Source organism: Sulfuritortus calidifontis (assembly GCF_003967275.1).
Classification (GTDB): Bacteria; Pseudomonadota; Gammaproteobacteria; order Burkholderiales; family Thiobacillaceae; genus Sulfuritortus; species Sulfuritortus calidifontis.
The window spans coordinates 287,095-304,923 of the sequence record NZ_AP018721.1 but is presented as its reverse complement, the minus strand read 5'-3'; the positions used below and the strand labels follow the sequence as shown (position 1 = coordinate 304,923).

At 67.7% G+C, this 17,829-nt stretch carries 20 protein-coding genes; 7 read left to right on the top strand and 13 right to left on the bottom strand.

Features of this window, described 5'->3' with window-relative positions; genetic code table 11:
* Positions 1-21: 21 nt before the first annotated feature.
* The 5 genes from EL388_RS01620 (at position 22) to hpf (ending at position 3,385) form a co-directional block, all read left to right on the top strand.
* A complete protein-coding gene (locus tag EL388_RS01620; protein ID WP_126458665.1) occupies positions 22-783 on the top strand; it encodes an ABC transporter permease in 762 nt (253 codons plus the stop codon).
* A 40-nt stretch (positions 784-823) separates the two neighbouring features.
* Complete coding sequence (locus EL388_RS01615; RefSeq protein WP_126458663.1) at positions 824-2,239, top strand: homospermidine synthase; 1,416 nt, start codon at positions 824-826, stop codon at positions 2,237-2,239.
* Complete coding sequence (locus EL388_RS01610) at positions 2,236-2,490, top strand: DUF504 domain-containing protein (RefSeq protein ID WP_126458660.1); 255 nt, start codon at positions 2,236-2,238, stop codon at positions 2,488-2,490. The genes EL388_RS01615 and EL388_RS01610 overlap by 4 nt, the downstream gene beginning before the upstream one ends.
* Before the next feature lie 69 nt (positions 2,491-2,559).
* Positions 2,560-3,009: a CBS domain-containing protein gene (locus EL388_RS01605; RefSeq protein WP_126458657.1), complete on the top strand. Its 450-nt coding sequence runs from the start codon at positions 2,560-2,562 to the stop codon at positions 3,007-3,009.
* Positions 3,010-3,028: 19 nt separating this feature from the next.
* Positions 3,029-3,385, top strand: a complete 357-nt coding sequence (gene hpf / locus EL388_RS01600) for a ribosome hibernation-promoting factor, HPF/YfiA family (RefSeq protein ID WP_126458654.1) — start codon at positions 3,029-3,031, stop codon at positions 3,383-3,385.
* 97 nt (positions 3,386-3,482) lie between these two features.
* Here the strand turns inward: hpf and EL388_RS01595 are convergent, their stop codons facing one another.
* From EL388_RS01595 to EL388_RS01550, 10 genes are all read right to left on the bottom strand, one after another.
* Complete coding sequence (locus tag EL388_RS01595; protein ID WP_126458651.1) at positions 3,483-3,764, bottom strand: hypothetical protein; 282 nt, start codon at positions 3,762-3,764, stop codon at positions 3,483-3,485.
* Positions 3,765-3,842: 78 nt separating this feature from the next.
* Positions 3,843-4,586 (bottom strand): universal stress protein, encoded by a 744-nt coding sequence (locus EL388_RS01590; RefSeq protein WP_126458648.1) that lies wholly within the window; start codon positions 4,584-4,586, stop codon positions 3,843-3,845.
* Positions 4,579-7,062 carry an ATP-binding protein gene (locus EL388_RS01585; RefSeq protein ID WP_232019153.1) on the bottom strand — a complete coding sequence of 828 codons (2,484 nt, stop codon included), beginning with the start codon at positions 7,060-7,062 and terminating at the stop codon, positions 4,579-4,581. The genes EL388_RS01590 and EL388_RS01585 overlap by 8 nt, the downstream gene beginning before the upstream one ends.
* Positions 7,063-7,102: 40 nt before the next feature.
* Positions 7,103-8,389, bottom strand: a complete 1,287-nt coding sequence (locus tag EL388_RS01580) for a dihydroorotase (RefSeq protein WP_126458645.1) — start codon at positions 8,387-8,389, stop codon at positions 7,103-7,105.
* 269 nt (positions 8,390-8,658) lie between these two features.
* Positions 8,659-9,609 (bottom strand): aspartate carbamoyltransferase catalytic subunit, encoded by a 951-nt coding sequence (locus EL388_RS01575; RefSeq protein WP_126458642.1) that lies wholly within the window; start codon positions 9,607-9,609, stop codon positions 8,659-8,661.
* The gene (pyrR, locus tag EL388_RS01570) at positions 9,606-10,100 is read right to left on the bottom strand and encodes a bifunctional pyr operon transcriptional regulator/uracil phosphoribosyltransferase PyrR (RefSeq protein ID WP_126458639.1); all 495 of its coding nucleotides are present in this window, start codon (positions 10,098-10,100) and stop codon (positions 9,606-9,608) included. The genes EL388_RS01575 and pyrR overlap by 4 nt, the downstream gene beginning before the upstream one ends.
* Positions 10,078-10,512 carry a Holliday junction resolvase RuvX gene (gene ruvX / locus EL388_RS01565; RefSeq protein ID WP_269470953.1) on the bottom strand — a complete coding sequence of 145 codons (435 nt, stop codon included), beginning with the start codon at positions 10,510-10,512 and terminating at the stop codon, positions 10,078-10,080. Before ruvX ends, pyrR begins: the two co-directional genes overlap by 23 nt.
* A gap of 147 nt (positions 10,513-10,659) precedes the next feature.
* On the bottom strand, positions 10,660-11,220 hold the full coding sequence (locus EL388_RS01560) for a YqgE/AlgH family protein (RefSeq protein WP_126463965.1): 561 nt from the start codon (positions 11,218-11,220) through the stop codon (positions 10,660-10,662).
* Positions 11,221-11,301: 81 nt separating this feature from the next.
* Positions 11,302-12,426 carry a hypothetical protein gene (locus EL388_RS01555; RefSeq protein WP_126458636.1) on the bottom strand — a complete coding sequence of 375 codons (1,125 nt, stop codon included), beginning with the start codon at positions 12,424-12,426 and terminating at the stop codon, positions 11,302-11,304.
* Positions 12,423-13,283, bottom strand: coding sequence for an SDR family oxidoreductase (locus EL388_RS01550; RefSeq protein ID WP_126458634.1), 861 nt, complete (start codon positions 13,281-13,283; stop codon positions 12,423-12,425). The genes EL388_RS01555 and EL388_RS01550 overlap by 4 nt, the downstream gene beginning before the upstream one ends.
* 33 nt (positions 13,284-13,316) lie before the next feature.
* Here EL388_RS01550 and EL388_RS01545 point away from each other — a divergent pair, with 33 nt between their 5' ends.
* Positions 13,317-14,321: a CDP-6-deoxy-delta-3,4-glucoseen reductase gene (locus tag EL388_RS01545; protein WP_126458631.1), complete on the top strand. Its 1,005-nt coding sequence runs from the start codon at positions 13,317-13,319 to the stop codon at positions 14,319-14,321.
* A gap of 25 nt (positions 14,322-14,346) precedes the next feature.
* On the top strand, positions 14,347-15,552 hold the full coding sequence (locus EL388_RS01540) for a BaiN/RdsA family NAD(P)/FAD-dependent oxidoreductase (protein WP_126458628.1): 1,206 nt from the start codon (positions 14,347-14,349) through the stop codon (positions 15,550-15,552).
* Between the two features lies 1 nt (position 15,553).
* Here EL388_RS01540 and EL388_RS01535 read toward each other — a convergent pair whose 3' ends face one another.
* From EL388_RS01535 to EL388_RS01525, 3 genes are read right to left on the bottom strand one after another with little or no spacing between them, the layout of a single operon-like run.
* A complete protein-coding gene (locus tag EL388_RS01535; protein ID WP_126458625.1) occupies positions 15,554-16,051 on the bottom strand; it encodes a heme biosynthesis HemY N-terminal domain-containing protein in 498 nt (165 codons plus the stop codon).
* Positions 16,051-17,055 (bottom strand): uroporphyrinogen-III C-methyltransferase, encoded by a 1,005-nt coding sequence (locus EL388_RS01530; protein WP_165919091.1) that lies wholly within the window; start codon positions 17,053-17,055, stop codon positions 16,051-16,053. The genes EL388_RS01535 and EL388_RS01530 overlap by 1 nt, the downstream gene beginning before the upstream one ends.
* On the bottom strand, positions 17,048-17,827 hold the full coding sequence (locus EL388_RS01525) for a uroporphyrinogen-III synthase (protein ID WP_232019252.1): 780 nt from the start codon (positions 17,825-17,827) through the stop codon (positions 17,048-17,050). Before EL388_RS01525 ends, EL388_RS01530 begins: the two co-directional genes overlap by 8 nt.
* Between the last annotated feature and the right edge of the window lie 2 nt (positions 17,828-17,829).

Below are 17,829 nucleotides of genomic sequence, written 5' to 3'. Positions count from 1 at the left end.
CTTTGCGGTTCAGGGGTTGAAGTGTTGAACCTGCGCTTTCTCCCCGTCTGGCAACGCAACTTCCTGGTCTGGAAGAAGCTGGCCATCCCCTCGCTGCTGGGCAACCTGGCCGATCCCATGCTCTACATGCTGGGCCTGGGCTACGGCCTGGGCCGGCTGTTGCCCGACATCAACGGCGTGCCCTACCTCAACTTCCTCGCCGCCGGCACCGTGTGCTACAGCGTGATGAACAGCGCGACCTTCGAGACCCTGTACTCGGCCTTCTCCCGCATGCACGTGCAGAAGACCTGGGCGGCCATTCTCAACACCCCGCTCGGACTCACCGACGTGCTGCTGGGCGAATGGTTCTGGGCGGCGTCGAAGAGCCTGTTGTCGGGCCTGGCCATCCTGCTGGTGATCTGGGGCCTGGGGCTGCAGGCCGATTTCTTCATGAGCTTGGGGCTCTTGCCGGTGATCGTGCTCACCGGCCTGTGCTTCGCCGGGCTGGGGCTGGCGATCAACGCGGTATCGCCCAACTACGATTTCTTCCTCTACTACTTCACCCTGGCGATCACGCCCATGGTGCTTTTGGGTGGGGTGTTCTACCCGGCCTCGGAACTGCCGGCCTGGCTCAAGGCCGCGGCTGACTGGCTGCCGCTGACCCATGCGGTGCAACTGGCCCGGCCCCTGGTTCTGGGGCATTGGCCGCAGGACATCCTGTGGCATGGTTTCGTGCTCGCCGCCTATGGCCTGGCCGGCTTCTGGGCGGCCTGCAAACTCACCCGGCGTCGGCTGCTGCGCTGAAGCGGCCGCACCGGACATATCGACAACAGGAGATCGCGACATGGGTGTATCCACCACTTACGCCGCTTTTCCCGGCCGCATCGTCATGGTCGGTTTCGGTTCCATCGGACAGGGCGTCCTGCCCCTCATTCTGCGCCATCTGGCGGTGCCGGCCGAGCGCATCACCATCATCGAGCCGCGCAACGATCCCACGGGCGAGGCCCATGCCCTGGGCGTGAAGCTGCTGTCTTTGGCGCTGACGCCGGACAACTACGTCGCCACCCTCGATGGCCTGCTCGGGCCGGGCGACTTCCTGGTCAATGTCTCCTTCGACGTCTCCTCGCTGGCCCTGATCGAATTTTGCCAGCAGCGCGGCGTGCTCTATGTCGACACCTGCATCGAGCCCTGGCCGGGCGGCCATACCGATCCCGGCGTCAGCCCGTCGGAACGCTCGAACTACGCCTTCCGCGAAGCGGCCCTGGCGCTCAGACGCGCCCACCCGAAAGGCCCGACCGCCATCGTCAATCACGGCGCCAACCCCGGCCTGGTATCCCACTTCACCAAGCGTGCCCTGCTCGACATCGCCCAGGCCACCGGCGTCAACGCCCAACCCGAGAGCCGGGAGGAGTGGGCGCGCCTGGCCATGCAGCTCGGGGTGAAGGTGATCCACGTCGCCGAGCGCGACACCCAGCTCGCCGCCGAACGCAAGCTGCCGGGCGAGTTCGTCAACACCTGGTCGGTCGAGGCCTTCGTCGGCGAGGGCTGCCAGCCGGCCGAGCTGGGCTGGGGCTCGCACGAGCGCCACTTCCCGGCCGACGGCGCACGCCACGGCTACGGCTGCGATGCCGCGATCTATCTGAATCGGCCCGGCGCCGCCACCCGGGTGCGCAGCTGGACGCCGCTGGAAGGCCCCTATCACGGCTTTCTCATCACCCACGGCGAATCGATCTCGATCGCCGATTTTTTGACGGTGCGCGAAGGGGACCAGGTGCGCTACCGCCCCACGGTGCACTATGCCTATCATCCCTGCGATGCCGCCGTGCTGTCGCTGCACGAGCTGGCCGGCAAGAACTGGCAGCTGCAACCGCGCTGGCGCATCCCGCGCGAGGACCTGATCGGCGGTCGCGACGAGTTGGGCGTGCTGCTCATGGGCCACGGCCGCGGTGCCTATTGGTACGGTTCGCAGCTCTCGATCGAGGAGACCCGGCGCCTGGTGCCCTACAACAACGCGACCAGCCTGCAGGTGACCATCAGCATCGTCGCCGCCATGGCCTGGGCCATCCGGCATCCCGAGCAGGGCATCCGCGAGCCGGACGAGCTGGATTTCCGCGCCATCCTGGCCATGTGCGAACCCTATCTGGGCAAGCTGGCCGGGGTGTACACCGACTGGACCCCGCTGCAGAACCGCAACTGGCCCTTCCCGGAAGACCTCGACCTGGACGATCCTTGGCAATTCAAGAACTTCCGGGTGACATGACCCCCATTCATGAATTGCTGCACCGCATCCGGTGGGACCCGGAATTCGGCCGGGGCGAGTTCGAACTGGGTTATTTCGACCGGGTGCGCCAAAGCCTCGTGCGCGTACCCCTGCGCGACATCCGGCTCGACCCGGCCGACCATTTCGGCTTTCAGGCCCTGGACGAGGACGGGGTCGGCCACAGCGTGCCCTTCCACCGGGTACGCGCGGTCTGGCGTAACGGCGAGCTGATATGGCAACGGCCCGGTTGATTTATCCCGGCCAGGGGCTTTAATGGAATTGTCAGCCCGCTCAATACACATCCCCACAGGACAAACACCATGGCTATCGGCGAAGTCTGCAACCGCGAAGTCGTCATTGCCGAGACCGGCATGGCCGTGCCCGAGGCTGCCCGCCTGATGCGGCAATACCATGTCGGCACCCTGGTCGTGGTCGAGGATGTCGAAGGCCGGCGCCGACCGCTTGGCATGGTCACCGACCGCGACATCGCGATCGAGGTGGTGGCCGCCGGAGTCGACCCGGACAGCCTGACCGTGGGCGACATCATGGCCACCGACCTGGCCAGCGTGCGCGAAGACGTGGGCGTGTTCGACACCATCCGCTATATGCGCAGCCGGGGTGTACGCCGGGTGCCAGTCGTGGATAATGGTGGTTGGCTCATCGGCATCGTCACCCTCGACGACCTGTTCGAACTGCTCGCCGAGGAATTGAGCGAGATGGCCGACATGATTTCCCGCGGACGCCAGCGCGAAGCGGCGACCCGCACCTAACCGCAACAAGGAGCAACCTATGAAACTGCCTTTGCAGATCACCCTGCGCGACATCCCCCAATCCGACGCCCTGGAGGCGGCCATCAAGGAGAAGGCCGAGAAGCTGGAGCGTTTCCACCAGCAGATCATGGCCTGCCGGGTGACGGTGGAGATCGCCGGCAAGCACAAGCATCAAGGCAACGAGTTCAAGGTCGATATCGACATCACCGTGCCGGGCAGCGAGATCGTGGTCAACCACCACCAGAACGAGGACGTCTACGTCGCCCTGCGCGACGCCTTCGACGCGGCCAAGCGCCAACTGGAGGACTTCGCCCACAAGCAGCGCGGCGATGTGAAGACGCACGAAACCCCGCGCGCCGTAGCGGCCGAAGAGTAAGCGGTCGACCGGCAGCAAAAAGCCGCGCCAGGTGCGCGGCTTTTTTATTGGCGCTCGCTCGGCATTCTTGCCGGCTGTGGCGGGTCGCCAGTGGCGATCAGTGATCCTCGAGATGGGTGAAGGTCTCTTCGGCCAGTTCGCCGGTGTCGGGGTCGACCCAATCGGAAATACCGAGCTCGTCCTCGACCTCTTGCAGATCCTCTTCGATTTCCACTTCCGGTTCGGCGCTGTATTCCATGTCCTGCACGGCTTCCCACAGAGTGGCGAAGGGTCCGTACTGGGCATCGGATTCCTTGTCCAACCAATAGAAGCCGTCCGGCCGCTCGATGATCCGGGTCTTGTCGTAATCGTGCTGGGTCTCGGGAATCTTCTGGGGCATGCCGTTACTCCCTGTGCTGCTGACGAGTTAACGGTTTTATCTCAGCACCATCGGCGGCGCTTGGCAAGCCTATATTTTTTATCGCAGGACCAGAAGGTCGCAGTGCAGGCGATTGCGCATACGGTCGATGGCCGCGGCGTCGATGTCGTCGGCCACCTGCAGCACCAGGGCGCTGGCGGCCTGGCGGTTGGTCTGCCCGGCCAGGTCGCCAGCGCGCTCGACCGTCAGGCTGAGGTCGGGCGCATGTGCCCTTGCCTGGGCCGCACCCTGACGCAGGGCCGCTTCGTCATCGGCGGCGATCAGCACATGCAGCGGCGCGCCGGCGCTGCGGGCCAGGGCGGCGGCCATGGCCAGGGCCGGCTCGGTCGCGGCCGAGGCATCGTAGAACACAACAACCGGGCGATGGGGCGGGGGCCGCCGGCGCATCCAGCCCGGCGGCGGCAACAGGATCAGATCGAGCCGGTCAGCCAGGTCGAGCAGCTGTGGCACCGGCCGGCCGCGCATGACCTGGAAGGAGAAACGCAGCGCGCGGGCCTCGGCATGGCGGCGCAGGCGCTGCTCGGCTTCTGTCGCGGCCACCTTGAACGCGCGCTGCAACTGGTCGAACTCCAGCTGGCGCGATTGCGCGCTGGAACGGCCGACCTCGCGCACGCAGGGCAGCAGGCTGGCGCGCAGTAGATCGGCGTCCTCGATGAACAGGGTGGCCAGCTCGGCCTGCAGGCGATCGGCCAGTTCGATGGCGGCATCGAGCGCAGCCCATTCCTCTTCCATGCCCGACAAGCCGAGCAAAACCCGTTTGATTTCGGGCGGCAGGCTAGCCACGTTTCTTGGCCGGTGCCGTGGTGCGCTTCTTCGTCTTGGCGCGGGTGGCGGCCTTGCGGGTTGCCGCCTTGCCGGCGAAGACCTGGCGCAGGCTGGAGAACTGGATCAGCCGGGCGGCGACCAGATAGTTTACCGAGCCCTCGGGCACCACGCCCTCGGCATCGGGCAGGCCGGCCGGCAGCCCGGTCAGGAGCTCCATCGCCTCGTCGACATTGCGCACCGGCCAGATGTGGAACTGGCCCTTGCCGCAGGCGGCGACCACATCGCTGCGCAGCATCAGGTGCTTGACGTTGGCCTCGGGGATGACCACGCCGTGGCTGCCGTCGAGGCCGCGGGCGCGGCAGATGTCGAAGAAACCCTCGATCTTTTCATTCACCGCGCCGATCGCCTGCATGTGGCCATACTGGTCGACCGAGCCGGTCATCGCGATGGCCTGCCGGATCGGCACGTCGGCGATGGCGGAGAGCAGCGCGCAGAGCTCGGCCATGGAGGCGGAGTCGCCCTCGACCATGCCATAGGTCTGCTCGAAGGCCAGGCTGGCCGAGAGCGACAGCGGCAGGTTGTTGGCGTAACGGGTGGCGAGGAAGGAGGCCAGGGTGAGCACACCCTTGGAATGGATGGCGCCGCCCAGGTTGACCTCGCGCGAGATGTCGATCACCTCGCCCTCGCCCAGGCGCACCGTGGCGGTGATCCGGGTGGGGTGAGCGAAACGGCTGTCGCCCAGCTGGATCACCGACAGGCCGTTGATCTGGCCGACCCACTGGCCCTCGGTCTGCACGGCGACGGTGTCGCGCAGGATCGCCTCCTGCAGACGCTGGCGCACACGGCCGGTGCGCCGTTCGCGGGCGTCGAGCGCGGCCTGGACGGCGTCGGCGCTGATGCTGTCATGCAACTCGATGCGCGCCAGGTGATCGGCCTCGCGCATCAGGTCGAGCAGGTTCTGCATATTGGTCGACAGCCGCTCGACGTCCTCAGCCTCGCGCGAGGCCTGCTCGACCAGGCGGGCGCAGGCGGCACGGTCGAAGGGGAGCAGGCCCTCCTTGCGGCCGAGGGTGGCGATCAGCCGGCAATAGTGCTGCACCGCATCGTCGCCGCGCGGCATCTCATCCTCGAAGTCGGCCACCACCTTGAACAGTTCGCGGAACTCGGGATCGTATTCGTAGAGCAGGTAATAGAGCAGGCGTTCGCCCTGCAGCACCACCTTGCACTCGACCGGAATCGGCTGCGGCTCCAGGGAGACGGTATGGGCCAGGCCGAGCATCTGGCCCAGGCTGTCGATGTGCACCTGGCGCGAGCGCAGGCTGCGTTTCAAGGCTTCGTAGGCATAGGGCTGGGTCAGCAGCCTGTGGGCATCGAGCACCAGATAGCCGCCATTGGCCTGATGCAAGGCGCCAGGCTTGATCAGGCTGAAGTCGGTGACCAAGGCGCCCAGATGCTCGATGTGCTCGATGCGGCCGACCAGGTTGGGATAGCTCGGGTGATCGGGCCAGACCACGGGCGCGCCGTGGCCAGCGCTGTTGTCGATCAAAAGGTTGACCTGGTAGCGACGGAAGGTCGGCTGCGCGGTGAGGGTGATGCCCATGACCTGGACCGGCGCCTCCTGGGCCTTGCGCAGCTCGTCGGCGCTATCGACCAGATCCTTCTGCACTGCCTCGAGGTAGGCGCAGACCTCGGCCAGGTCGCGGTATTTCTCCTGCAACTCGCCGATCTGGTGCGACACCGCCAGCATGGAGAACTCGCGGTTGAGCGCGCGGATGCGCTCCTTCTTCTCCCGCATCCACTGCGGCGCCTGACGGATGATCTTGTGCAGCCGCTCGTGCAGGTCTTCCAGCACGCGGGCGATGCGCTGCTTTTCCTCGTCGTTCAGCTTCTCGAATTCGTCCGGCGCGATGACCTCGCCGTCCTTCATCGGTGCCAGGCCAAAACCGCTCGGTGTGCGCAGCAGGGCGATGCCCTGCTTCTCTGCCTCGGCCCCGAGTTCGCGCAGGGCAGCCGCTTCTCGCTCGGAGAACTCGTTCTCGATCTGGTCGACTCGCGAACGGTATTCCTCACTCTCGAACAGGGCCGGGATGGCCGTCAGCAGGTCCTCCATCAGGCGCACCATGTCGGCCTTCAGTTCCTTGCCGCGGCCGGCGGGCAGGCTGATGGCGCGCGGCTTGTGCGGCTGCTCGAAGTTATGGACGTAGACCCAGTCGCCCGGGGTCGGCCGCTCGGCCGCGGCCTTGTCCAGCAGGCGGGTGACCAGGCTGCGCTTGCCGGTGCCGGCCGGGCCCATGACGAACAGGTTGTAGCCCTCACGGGCGATAGCGAGGCCGAACTCGGCCGCCTCGACCGCGCGCTCCTGGCCCAGGATGCCCGGCAAGTCGGGCAGATCGGTCGTGGTCTTGAATTTCAGTGCGCCGAGATCGCAGCGACCATACAGTTTTTCGGCCGGCAAGGCTGCCGGCACGCCGTCGCTGACGACGACCGGCAACACGGTCTTCTTCTTGCTACGAGTGGCCAGCTTGCGCGGCCTTTTAGGCGGTGTGATTACGCTCAAAGTCGATGTGCCCGTCGATGATGGTGTAGCGCGCCTGGCCCTGCATCTCCAGGCCGAGGAAGGGGCTGTTCTTGCCCAGGCTGTGCAAGCTCTTGCGGGTGACCTGCCACCAGGCCTCGGGGTCGAACAGGCAGAGATCGGCCGGGGCGCCGATGCCGAGCTGGCCGGCCTCGATGCCGAGGATGCCGGCCGGCTTGCGGGTGATGAGATCGATCGCCTGGCTCAGGCTGCGGCCGCTCTCCCTGGCCCAGCGCAGGGTCAGCGGCAGCAGCAGCTCGACCCCGGTCGCGCCCGGCTCCGCCTCCTGGAACGGCAGTTCCTTGGCGTCGTCGTCGACCGGCGCGTGGTCGGAACAGATGGCGTCGATGGTGCCATCGGCCAGCGCCGTGCGGATGGCGTCGCGGTCGCGCTGGCTGCGGAAGGGCGGATAGAGGTGGCAGTTCGGGTTGAAGTCGGCGACATCGAGCTCGGTCAAATGCAGATGGTGCACGTTGACGTCGCAGGTGAGCGGCAGGCCCTCGGCCTTGGCGGCACGCACCATGTCGATCGCCGCGGCGCTGGACAGCCGGCAGACGTGTACCCGCGCCCCGGTCGCCTTCATCAGCAGGATGATGCTGGCCAGGGCGATGGTCTCGGAGACGACCGGGATCGGCGGCAGGCCGAGCCGGGCCGCCACCGCGCCGTCGTGGGCGACGCCGTCCTTGATCAGGTGGGCATCGCGCGGCCGCAGCCAGACCGGAAAGTCGAAGGTGGCGGCGTATTCCATCGCCCGCATCAGCACCTGGGTGTCGACGATGGGTGTGTCGGCCTGGCTGAAGGCAAGACAGCCGGCCTCGTGCAGCTCGGCCATCTCGGTGATGCGCTCGCCCTTGAGCTTCCAGGTCAGGGCGCCGATCGGATAGACGCGCGGACCGGGCATGCTCTTGGCCCGGAACTTCAGCATCTCGACCAGGCCCGGCTCGTCCAGGGGCGGATCGGTGTCCGGCGGGCAGGCCAGGCTGGTGATGCCGCCCGCGGCCGCGGCGCGCATCTCGGATTCCAGCGTCGCCATGTATTCGAAACCCGGTTCGCGCAGCCGGGCGGAGAGGTCGACCAGGCCGGGGCAGACCACCAGGCCCGTGGCGTCGATCACCCGGTTGGCGTGGAAGTCGGCCGGCGCCTGGCCCAGGCCGACGATGCGGCCAGCGGCGAGATAGATGTCCTGCACGGCGTCGATCCCCTGTTTGGGGTCGATCAGGCGGCCGTTCTTGATCTGTATCTTCATCTATGAGCCTATCTCGATGGGAATCATGCTCCGCGCCGATTGCCTGCGGGATGCAGTGCAAGGCGCGGGGGACGAAGTGTAGTCATTCTCCACGAGTCACCCGCAACGAGGCAATGCGCCCGCAGGCAACCGGCCCTTCGGGTTGAGACCAGAATCGGCGTCTGCGGCGTTGCAGCGCTTGGCAATGGGATGGCCATTGCCTGCGCACTGCGCCTTGCATCCATCCGATTCTGGTCTCAACGCGGGGCATGATTCCCATCGAGATAGGCTCAATTTCCCGCCAGAATGCTCATCACCGCCATGCGCACCGCAATACCGTAGGTGACCTGGGGCAGGATGACCGACTGCTCGCCGTCGGCCACGTCGGAATCGATCTCGACCCCGCGGTTCATCGGGCCCGGGTGCATGACGATGGCGTCGGGCTTGGCCAGCTTGAGCTTGTCCGGGGTCAGGCCCCAGTACTTGAAATATTCCTGCGGGCTGGGCAGCAGGGCACCCTGCATGCGCTCGTTCTGCAGGCGCAGCATCATCACCACGTCGACATCCTCGATGCCTTCTTCCAGCCGGTGGTAGACGTGCACGCCCATCCCCTCGACCTCGTGCGGCAGCAGGGTCTTGGGCGCCACCACCCGCAGTTCCGGGCAACCCAATGTCGTCAGGGCGTTGATCTGCGAGCGGGCCACCCGCGAATGCAGGATGTCGCCGACGATGGCGATGCGCAGGTTGTGGAAGCCGCCCTTGTAGTGGCGGATGGTGAACATGTCCAAGAGGCCCTGGGTCGGGTGGGCGTGGCGGCCGTCGCCGGCGTTGATCACCCGGATATGCTCGGCCACGTTGCGCGCGATCAGGTGGGCGGCGCCGGCCGAGCTGTGGCGGACGACGAACATGTCGGCGTGCATGGCCGACAGGTTGGCCACGGTGTCGAGCAGGGTCTCGCCCTTGCTCTGCGACGAGGCCGAGATGTTGAGGTTGACCACGTCGGCCGACAGCCGCTTGGCGGCGATCTCGAAGGTGGTGCGGGTGCGGGTGGAGGGTTCGAAGAAGAGGTTGAAGATGGCCTTGCCGCGGAGCAGCGGCACCTTCTTCACCTCCTGCTCGGAGACCGAGAGGAAGCCCTCGGCGGTGTCGAGGATCTGGGTCAGGATGCGGGCCGGCAGGCCGTCGAGGCTGAGCAGGTGGCGCAGGCTGCCGTCTTCGTTGAGCTGGATATTCGGACTCATGCCGCCCCCTGGACGAAACCGAGGCGGCCGTCGGCGCTGCGGGTCAACGAGAGGTGCCGGTCATCCGGCAGGTCGAGCTTGAGGCCGGCGAAATCGGCGCAGATGGGCAATTCGCGCCCCCCCCGATCCACCAGCACTGCCAGCCGGATGGCCGCGGGGCGTCCATAGTCGAACAGTTGATTCATGGCGGCGCGCACGGTGCGGCCAGTATACAGGACGTCGTCGATCAGGAGCAGGCGCCGGCCTTCCATGTCGAAGTCGATATGCGAGGGCTTGACCACGGGATGCAGGCCGATGCGGGAGAAGTCGTCGCGGTAGAAGGCGATGTCCAGGCTGCCGCGCGGCAGGTCGGCGCCCAGGCGCTCGGCCAGGGCCTCCATCACCCAGACGCCGCCGGTGTGGATGCCGACCAGGGCGCATTCGGGACTCAAGCTGGGCCGGATCTGCTCGGCCAGTCGATCGATCAGTTCATTCGGGTCGGGTAGCTGCATGGTGTGCGAAGTAGTCCTGAAGAATTTGTTCGGCGGCCAGGCTGTCGGTCAGCGCCTTTCTGCGCTCGCCGCGCACGCCGGCTTCGGCCAGCCGCGCCTCGGCCTCGACCGAGGTCAGCCGTTCGTCGACCAGATGCACCGGCAGACCGAAGCGGCCGTGCAACTGGTTGGCGAAGCGCCGGCAGCGACGGGTCAATTCGTGTTCCTCGCCCTCGAGGCTGAGCGGCAGGCCGACCACCAGCTCGACCGGCCGCCATTCGGCGAGCAGGGCGGCGATGCGAGCGAAGCGCGGCTCGTTGGCCTCCTCGGCGATGGTCTCCAGGGCGTGGGCCAGGCCGGTCTCCCACTCGCCCATGGCGACGCCGATGCGCTTGGTGCCGAAGTCGAAGGCGAGTACGGTGCCGCGCCGCAACTGGAAACCCCTAGAAACCGTCGCGAGCACTCCCGGCCGCAAGGCGCCGCACAGCGAGACCCGAGACAGTACGTGACAGTACGGCGAGGGTCGAGCGAGCACGCAACGCCGCAGACGGGACGCGCAGCAGGTTTATAGGGGTTTCCATCAAGCGTGGCCGGCTTCTTCGGATAGCATCGACAAATCAATGCCCAGGATGTGCATGGCCGCCGGCAGCCGGGCCTCCGGCGGCAGGCCGAAGATCACCTCGGGGTCGGCCGGCACGGTGAGCCAGGCGTTCTGCTTGATCTCCTCCTCGAGCTGGCCCGGCGCCCAGCCGGCGTAGCCCAGGGTGACCAGGATCTCGCCCGGGCCTTCGTGGCGGGCGGTCGCCTCCAGGATGTCCTTCGAGGTGGTCAGGCCGACGCGGTCGCCGACCGTGAGGGTGGAGCCCCACTCGCCGATCGGCCGGTGCAGGACGAAGCCGCGCTCGGTCTGCACCGGGCCGCCGTAATAGACCGGGTCGTCCTTGATCTCGGCGTCGTCCAGGTCGAGACCGATCTGGGCGAACAGCTTGGCCAGCGACAGGTCGATCGGCCGGTTCACCACCACCCCCAGGGCCCCCTGCTCGCCATGGTCGCAGATATAGGTCAGCGTCCCGGCAAAGTTGGGGTCCGTCATGTTGGGCATGGCGATCAGGAAGTGGTCGGTGAAATTGGCATTGTCCATGGTCGGCGCTCGGCTTTTTTTCATTGTAATCCCCGTGGAGGCGGGAACCAACCGCGCCGAGAAACCTCGTGCCTAAAGCAGCTACTCGGGCAGGACCATGTCGGCCGTGCCCGGGCAGACCCAGCGCGGGTATTCGCGCGAGGTGTCGATGCAGCCGCCCTCGGCATAGACCCCCTTGGGGTCGCGATAGCGCAGCATGCGCTCGAGGATGCGCGCCGTCTCGGCCGGATCGCGCAGGGTGGCCTGGACGTGCGCCTCGACCTTGGCCTCGTCCATCTGCAATTCGCCGGCGGCGTCGCGATAGGCGCCGTGGCGCCAGTGGTAGATCTCCAGGCATTTTGCGACCAGGGTGAAGGGCTTGCCGTGACGCCAGAAATTGGTGAACAGGCCGCCGCCCAGATAGAACACCCAGGAGCCCTCGAAGCCGACCACGTCGGACGAGGCCTCGTCCGGGTTGCGGAACCAGAGCCGGTCGCCCGGCACGTAGTATTTCATCGGCAGCGGGTCTTCCATGGTGCCGTATTCGCGCAGGAAGACGTCGTGGAAGCGGCCGGACATGATGGGCCTCTGCTCCCACTGCCGTTGCAGCCGGGCCAGCAGCTCGGGGTTGCTCGCGGCCAGTTCCTCGGCGATGCCGAGCAGGATGACGTATTCGGTCGCCCGGTAGCAGGAGAAGGCATAGCGCCGGCCCGAGCGCTCGGGCTGGGTGGCCAGGCGCAGGGCCTCGATCAGCGGCTTGCCGGGCAGGATGACGAAGCCGCAGTCCTCGACATAGCGCCAATAGTCGGCCGGGCGCTCGGCCTCGGTGGTGTGGAAATCGAGCTCGGTCCGGCGCGCGGCCTCGACGATGTAGCGCCGCATGTGGATGGCGGCGAGGAGCTCGGCGTAGCTGGGATACTCGAAGGCCACCGGACCGAGCAGCAGGGCGAGGAGGATCTCCTTTTCCAAATCCTGCGGCCGGGCGATGCCGTCGAGCCCAAGCCGCTCGCCCAGCTGCAGGGTGTCGCCGCCCGGCGCCCAGGCCTCGGCCGTGGCGGCCTTGAGCCAGAAGCGCCGGGCGGGGCGACCGGCCCTATCTGCCGGCCCGGATTCGACTTCGGCGGCCAGGCCGTGCGCCGCGAGCAGGGCGCGGAAGGCCGCGTCGGCCGCCTCGAGTTCGGCCTGGCTGCCCGTGCGGAACAGAATGCCGCCGCTTGCCTGCTTCATATCGCCGCCAGACCCGCCTGCACCGTGGGATAGCGCAGGCGGAAACGCAGTTCGTCCTTGATCCGCCGGTTGGACAGGCGGCGCGACTCGCTCAAAAAACTGCGCATGGCCGGCGTCACCGCCGCCTCGACCTCTGCCCGCGGCAGCCGCGGCGGCCGCGGCAGACCGAGGTGGTCGGCTACCAGGTCGAACCAGTCGCCCATCTTGTGGCCGCTGTCGTCGACCGCGTTGTACAGCCGGTTGGCCCGGCCGCGCAGCAGGGCGGTCACGCACAGCCGGGCCAGATCGTCGGCATGGATGTGGTTGGTGTAGATGTCCTCTTCCGGCAACAAGGCGGGCAAGCCGCGGCGCACCCGCTCCCCGGGCAGGCGGCCGGCGGCGTAGATGCCCGGCGCGCGCAGGATGGCCACACGCACACCATGGGCCCGGCCCCAGCCGCGCAGGACCCGCTCGGCCGCCACCCGGCGCTTGGCCCGGGCGTTGTGCGGCCGCGCCGGCCGGGTCTCGGGCACCCAGGCCCCGGCGCAATCGCCATAGACCCCGGTGGTGCTGATGTAGGCCAGCGCCCGTGGTAGACTGCCCCGCCCCAGGGCCGCCAGCAGCCGGACCGTGCGCGGATCGCCCGTCCCTTCGCCCGGCGGCGGCGCCAGATGCAACACCCAGTCGGCCAGGCCGGCGAGGCGTTTGAGGCTGTGGCGATCGTCGAGATCGCCCGCGATGGGCGTGATGCCGGCGGCACGCAGCCGGGCGCGGCTGTCAGGTGAGCGGCTCAAGGCATACAGCCGGGCCCGGCCCTGAAGCTGGCGGGCGATGCGCAGGCCGATATCGCCGCAGCCGATGATGAGTATGCGCAACATGTCTTTTCTTTGCTGATTCGTGAGGAATTCGGGATGTCGTATCAGGTGACCATCCAGCCCAGCGGCCACAAGTTTACTGTGGAAGCGGGTCAAACCGTGCTTTCCGCCGCGCTCGACGCCGGCTTCGCCCTGCCCTACGGCTGCCGCAACGGCGCCTGCGGCGCCTGCAAGGGCAAGCTCCTGGCGGGCGAGGTCGACTACGGCGACTACCAGCCCGGCACCCTGACCGACGAGGAGCGCCACCGCGGCCTGGCCCTGTTCTGCTCGGCCAAGCCCAAAAGCGACCTGGTCATCGAAGTGAAGGAGGTCGGCGCGGCCAAGGACATCCCGGTCAAGACCCTGCCCTGCCGGATCGAGCGCATGGAACGCCTGAGCCATGATGTCATGCAGCTCTTCCTCAAGCTGCCGGCCAACGAGCGCCTGCAGTTCCTGCCCGGCCAGTACATCGACTTCCTGCTGAAAGACGGTAAGCGCCGCAGCTTCTCCCTGGCCAATGCGCCGGAGGAGGACGCCCTGCTCGAACTGCACGTGCGCCATGTTCCCGGCGGCGCCTTCACCGAGCACGTGTTCAACACCATGAAGGTGAAGGACATCATGCGCATCAACGGCCCGCTCGGCAGCTTCTTCCTGCGCGAGTCGGACAAGCCGGCGCTCTTCCTCGCCACCGGCACCGGCTTCGCCCCGATCAAGAGCATCCTGAGCCATGCCTTCCACCACCAGAGCGACCGGCAGTTCGTCCTCTACTGGGGTGCGCGCAAGCTTGAGGACATGTATCTTGCCGCGCTGCCCGGCCAGTGGCAGGAACAGCACCGCAACTTCAGCTTCATCCCGGTGCTGTCGCAGCCCGATGCCGGCTGGCCCGGCCGCACCGGCCATGTCCAGGATGCCGTGCTGGCGGATTTTTCCGATCTCTCCGGCTACCAGGTCTACGCCTGCGGCGCGCCCAGCATGGTCGAGGCCGCGCACAAGGCCCTGACCGCACGCGGATTGCCGGAAGACGAGTTCTTCTCCGACGCCTTCAACTTCCAGGGCAACTGATCCGATCCCGGGTCGGCCGCACCCGATGCGCTTCGATGTCATCATCATCGGCGCCGGCGCCGCCGGCATGATGTGCGCGGCCCGGGCCAGCCAGCGCGGCCGCCGGGTGCTGCTGATCGACCATGCCGACAAGATCGGCGAGCGCATCCGCATCTCCGGCGGCGGCCGGTGCAACTTCACCAACCGCGACGTCGGGCCCGAGCACTACCTGTCGCAGAACCCTCACTTCACCCGCTCGGCGCTGAAGCAGTTCTCCGCCCGCGACTTTCTCGCCCTGGTCGAGCGCCACCGCATCCCCTATCACGAGCGCGAGCATGGCCAGCTGTTCTGCGACGACTCGGCCCAGGACATCATCGTCATGCTGCAGCGCGAATGCGCCCAGGGCGACGTGCAATGGGCGACCGGCTGTATGGTCGAGCGCATCGAACGCCGCGAGACCGACGGCATGCACTTCGAGGTAGCCACGACCGAGGGCACCTTCCGCTGCCACTCGCTGGTGATCGCCAGCGGCGGCCTGGCCGCGCCCAAGATCGGCGCCAGCCCCTTCGGCTACAAGGTGGCCGAGCAGTTCGGCCTGCCCGTGGTGGCGCCGAAGCCCGCCCTGGTGCCGCTGGCCCTGGCGCCGGAAACATTGGCGCGGCTGCAGCCCTTGTCCGGCGCCTCGTTCGAGGCACAGACCCGCTGCCCGGGGATGAAGCCGCGCTTTCGCGAGGATGTCTTGCTCACCCATCGCGGCCTCTCGGGTCCGGCCATCCTGCAGGTCTCCAGCTATTGGCAGCTGCAGGAATACGGCGCGGAGAAGAAGCAGCCGATCGCGCTCGATCTCTTGCCCGATCTTAACGTGCCGGCCTGGCTGGAGTCGCATCGACATGGCAACGTCCTGCTGGCTAACCTGCTGGCCGACCACCTGCCGCGCCGCTTCGCCCAGGCATGGTGCATGCTGCTGAATCTGGACAAGCCCCTGGCCCAGTTCAGCAAGCGCGACATGCAGACGGCGATCGAGTCCCTGCAAAGCTGGAGCCTGATGCCCTCGGGCACCCTGGGCTATGCCAAGGCCGAGGTGACGCTGGGCGGGGTCGACAGCCGTGCCCTGTCGTCCAAGACCATGGAGGCGACGCCGGTGCCGGGGCTGTATTTCATCGGGGAGGTGGTCGACGTGACCGGCTGGCTGGGCGGCTACAACTTCCAGTGGGCCTGGTCGTCCGGCTGGGTGGCCGGGCAGGCGGTCTGAATCAGGGTTGAGCCAGGCGGCGCAGCAGGGCCTGGCGCGTGGCTTCCATCTGACCGCTGCCCGGCTCGACCCGGGCCAGATAGCCTTGGGCCGCAGCGCGGTCGCCCAGTTCGAGCGCAGCGCGGGCCGCGACCAGGGCGGCCAGCGGCACCGCCTCGCTACCCAGGGCCTGATCGGCCAGACGACGGGATTCCGCGGCATCGCCGGCGAGCAAGGCGGCGGTGGCCTGGCAGACGATGTTCTCCGCCTCCCGCCGGCGCCGCTCGGCACGCCAGGCCTTGACCTCGCCGGGCAGGCGCAGGGTAACGCGCAGGATGCGCAGCACGGCATAGGCAAGGAAGAACCAGATCGTGGCGAAGACGACAGCAAACAGGAAGGACATCTCCATCCGCCAGGGCGGGTAGACGATGAGGACATAGCCCTGGTCGAAGCGCGCCGCCAGCACCAGCAGCACCGCCAGGGCGAACAGCAGCAGGAGCCAGAGGGCCGCCCGCATCATCAGCTGCGCACCACCTTGCGTGCCTCGTTCAGCGCCTTGAGGCTGCCCGAGATGTCGGCCCCCTCGACCGAGACCGAGGCCGCGGCCAGGTGCTTGAGGCTGTCAAGCGTGCCGCGCACCAGCGGGTCGTTGCGGTTGAAGTATTGGGTGACCCAGGCCTGGGCCGCCGTCAGGTCGGACTTCCAGGTGGCCTGGTCACCCTGCAGTGCAGCCAGTCGGGCGGAGAGCAGCCGCAGTTTGAGGTTCTGCTTCACGAAGTAGATCTGCTCCGGTGCCAGGAGCGGCAGGTCCGGGTGGTCGAGCCGGCGGATGCGCACCAGCTGCTTGAACTCCTCCCACATCTCGCGGCCGAAACGGCTGGCGGTGTCGACCGCGCCGGTCTTGGCCGGTTTTGCCGGCTTTGCCGCCGGCTCCGATTCCGACTCCAGCTTGAGCAGGTCGATGTTCTGGATCAGGGCGTCGAGCCGGGCGTTGAGGCCGATGACATCGGCATTGGGCAAGAGGCGCAGGCGCTCGACGTCGCGGGCGATCGCCTGGCGCAGGGCGGCGAACTGCGGCTTGCCCTGCCGGCTCAGACGCTGCTCGGCCGACTCCAGCGCGATCAGGGCGGCGCGCACATTGCCGGCCAGCTGCAGGTGTTCCTGCACCAGGGACAGGGTCTGCTCGATGTCGGCCAGCACGCGTTCGTCCTGGCTACGCGCCAGTTCCTGGTACATGGCCGACAGGGCAAGCTGCTGGTTCTGCGCCGTCAACGACTGCGCCTCGAGGGCATCCAGACGCGCGAGCACGCTGTCCAGGGTGGTGCCGGCCTGCCGGGCCACCGCCTGGGCCTGGCGGCTGGCGCTGTCGAACTCGCCGATGCGTTTGGCCAGCTGCAGCTCGAGTTCCTGCATGCGCACGTGCAGCAGCCAGGCCACCGCCCCGGCCGCGATCAGGGCCAGCACGGCCAGGGCGAGGGCGAGCGGCAGCCAGGGCGAACGGCCCGGCTTGGCGGGGTCAGGCACGGGGCTGTTCATGGGCAAACCATTCATTCAAAGACATCAGCAATCCTTCATCGCCGCTGGCGGTCACCTGCACCTGTTGCACACCGAGCGCGCGCGCCGCCTCGGCGATGCGCGCGTGCGGCACGAACATCGGCGTCGCGCGCAACAACGCCCGGCCGGCCGTGCCGAGCAGGGTGGCGAGATTGCGCACGCCCTCGGCGCTGGTCACACTGACCGCAGCGATCTCGCCGCGTCGCCAGGCCGCCAGGATCGGCGCCGGGTCGGCCCGCGGCGGCCGGCGCCGGTAGCACTCGGCATATTCCACCCGGGCGCCGCGCGCGCGCAAGGTCTCGGCCAGGTGCTCGCGGCCGCCTTCGCCACGGAAGATGACCACGCGCCGGCCAGCCGGCTGCTGAAATTCACCGAGGGCGAGCAAGGCCTCGCTGTCGGCGCCCTGTTCCGGCAGCCGCACCTGCTCGATGCCATGCCGTTGCAGGGCCCGCGCCGTGCCCGGCCCGACCGCGGCGATCTTCACCGCCGCCGGCCAATGGCCCAGGCGCGATTCGATCACCGGCCAGGCCATGTCCACCGCACTGGGACTGATGAAGATCGCCCAATCGAATTGGGCCAGGCGATCGATGACGTCATGCAGCCGGGCCGTATCCTCCGGTGGCGCGATCTCGATGCTGGGGAACAGCAGGGGGCGGGCAGCCGCGGCCTGCAGGCGTTCGAGCAGCGGCGCCGCTTGCTCGCGCGGCCGGGTCACCAGGATGCCCTTGCCCGCGAGTGACACCG

Bases quoted from the DNA above. Each gene is read 5' to 3' on its own strand.
- EL388_RS01615 (WP_126458663.1), top strand. From the start codon at position 824: ATGGGTGTATCCACCACTTACGCCGCTTTTCCCGGCCGCATCGTCATG.
- EL388_RS01610 (WP_126458660.1), top strand. From the start codon at position 2,236: ATGACCCCCATTCATGAATTGCTGCACCGCATCCGGTGGGACCCGGAA.
- EL388_RS01605 (WP_126458657.1), top strand. From the start codon at position 2,560: ATGGCTATCGGCGAAGTCTGCAACCGCGAAGTCGTCATTGCCGAGACC.
- hpf (WP_126458654.1), top strand. From the start codon at position 3,029: ATGAAACTGCCTTTGCAGATCACCCTGCGCGACATCCCCCAATCCGAC.
- EL388_RS01595 (WP_126458651.1), bottom strand. From the start codon at position 3,764: ATGCCCCAGAAGATTCCCGAGACCCAGCACGATTACGACAAGACCCGG.
- EL388_RS01580 (WP_126458645.1), bottom strand. From the start codon at position 8,389: ATGAAGATACAGATCAAGAACGGCCGCCTGATCGACCCCAAACAGGGG.
- EL388_RS01575 (WP_126458642.1), bottom strand. From the start codon at position 9,609: ATGAGTCCGAATATCCAGCTCAACGAAGACGGCAGCCTGCGCCACCTG.
- pyrR (WP_126458639.1), bottom strand. From the start codon at position 10,100: ATGCAGCTACCCGACCCGAATGAACTGATCGATCGACTGGCCGAGCAG.
- EL388_RS01560 (WP_126463965.1), bottom strand. From the start codon at position 11,220: ATGGACAATGCCAATTTCACCGACCACTTCCTGATCGCCATGCCCAAC.
- EL388_RS01555 (WP_126458636.1), bottom strand. From the start codon at position 12,426: ATGAAGCAGGCAAGCGGCGGCATTCTGTTCCGCACGGGCAGCCAGGCC.
- EL388_RS01550 (WP_126458634.1), bottom strand. From the start codon at position 13,283: ATGTTGCGCATACTCATCATCGGCTGCGGCGATATCGGCCTGCGCATC.
- EL388_RS01545 (WP_126458631.1), top strand. From the start codon at position 13,317: ATGTCGTATCAGGTGACCATCCAGCCCAGCGGCCACAAGTTTACTGTG.
- EL388_RS01540 (WP_126458628.1), top strand. From the start codon at position 14,347: ATGCGCTTCGATGTCATCATCATCGGCGCCGGCGCCGCCGGCATGATG.
- EL388_RS01535 (WP_126458625.1), bottom strand. From the start codon at position 16,051: ATGATGCGGGCGGCCCTCTGGCTCCTGCTGCTGTTCGCCCTGGCGGTG.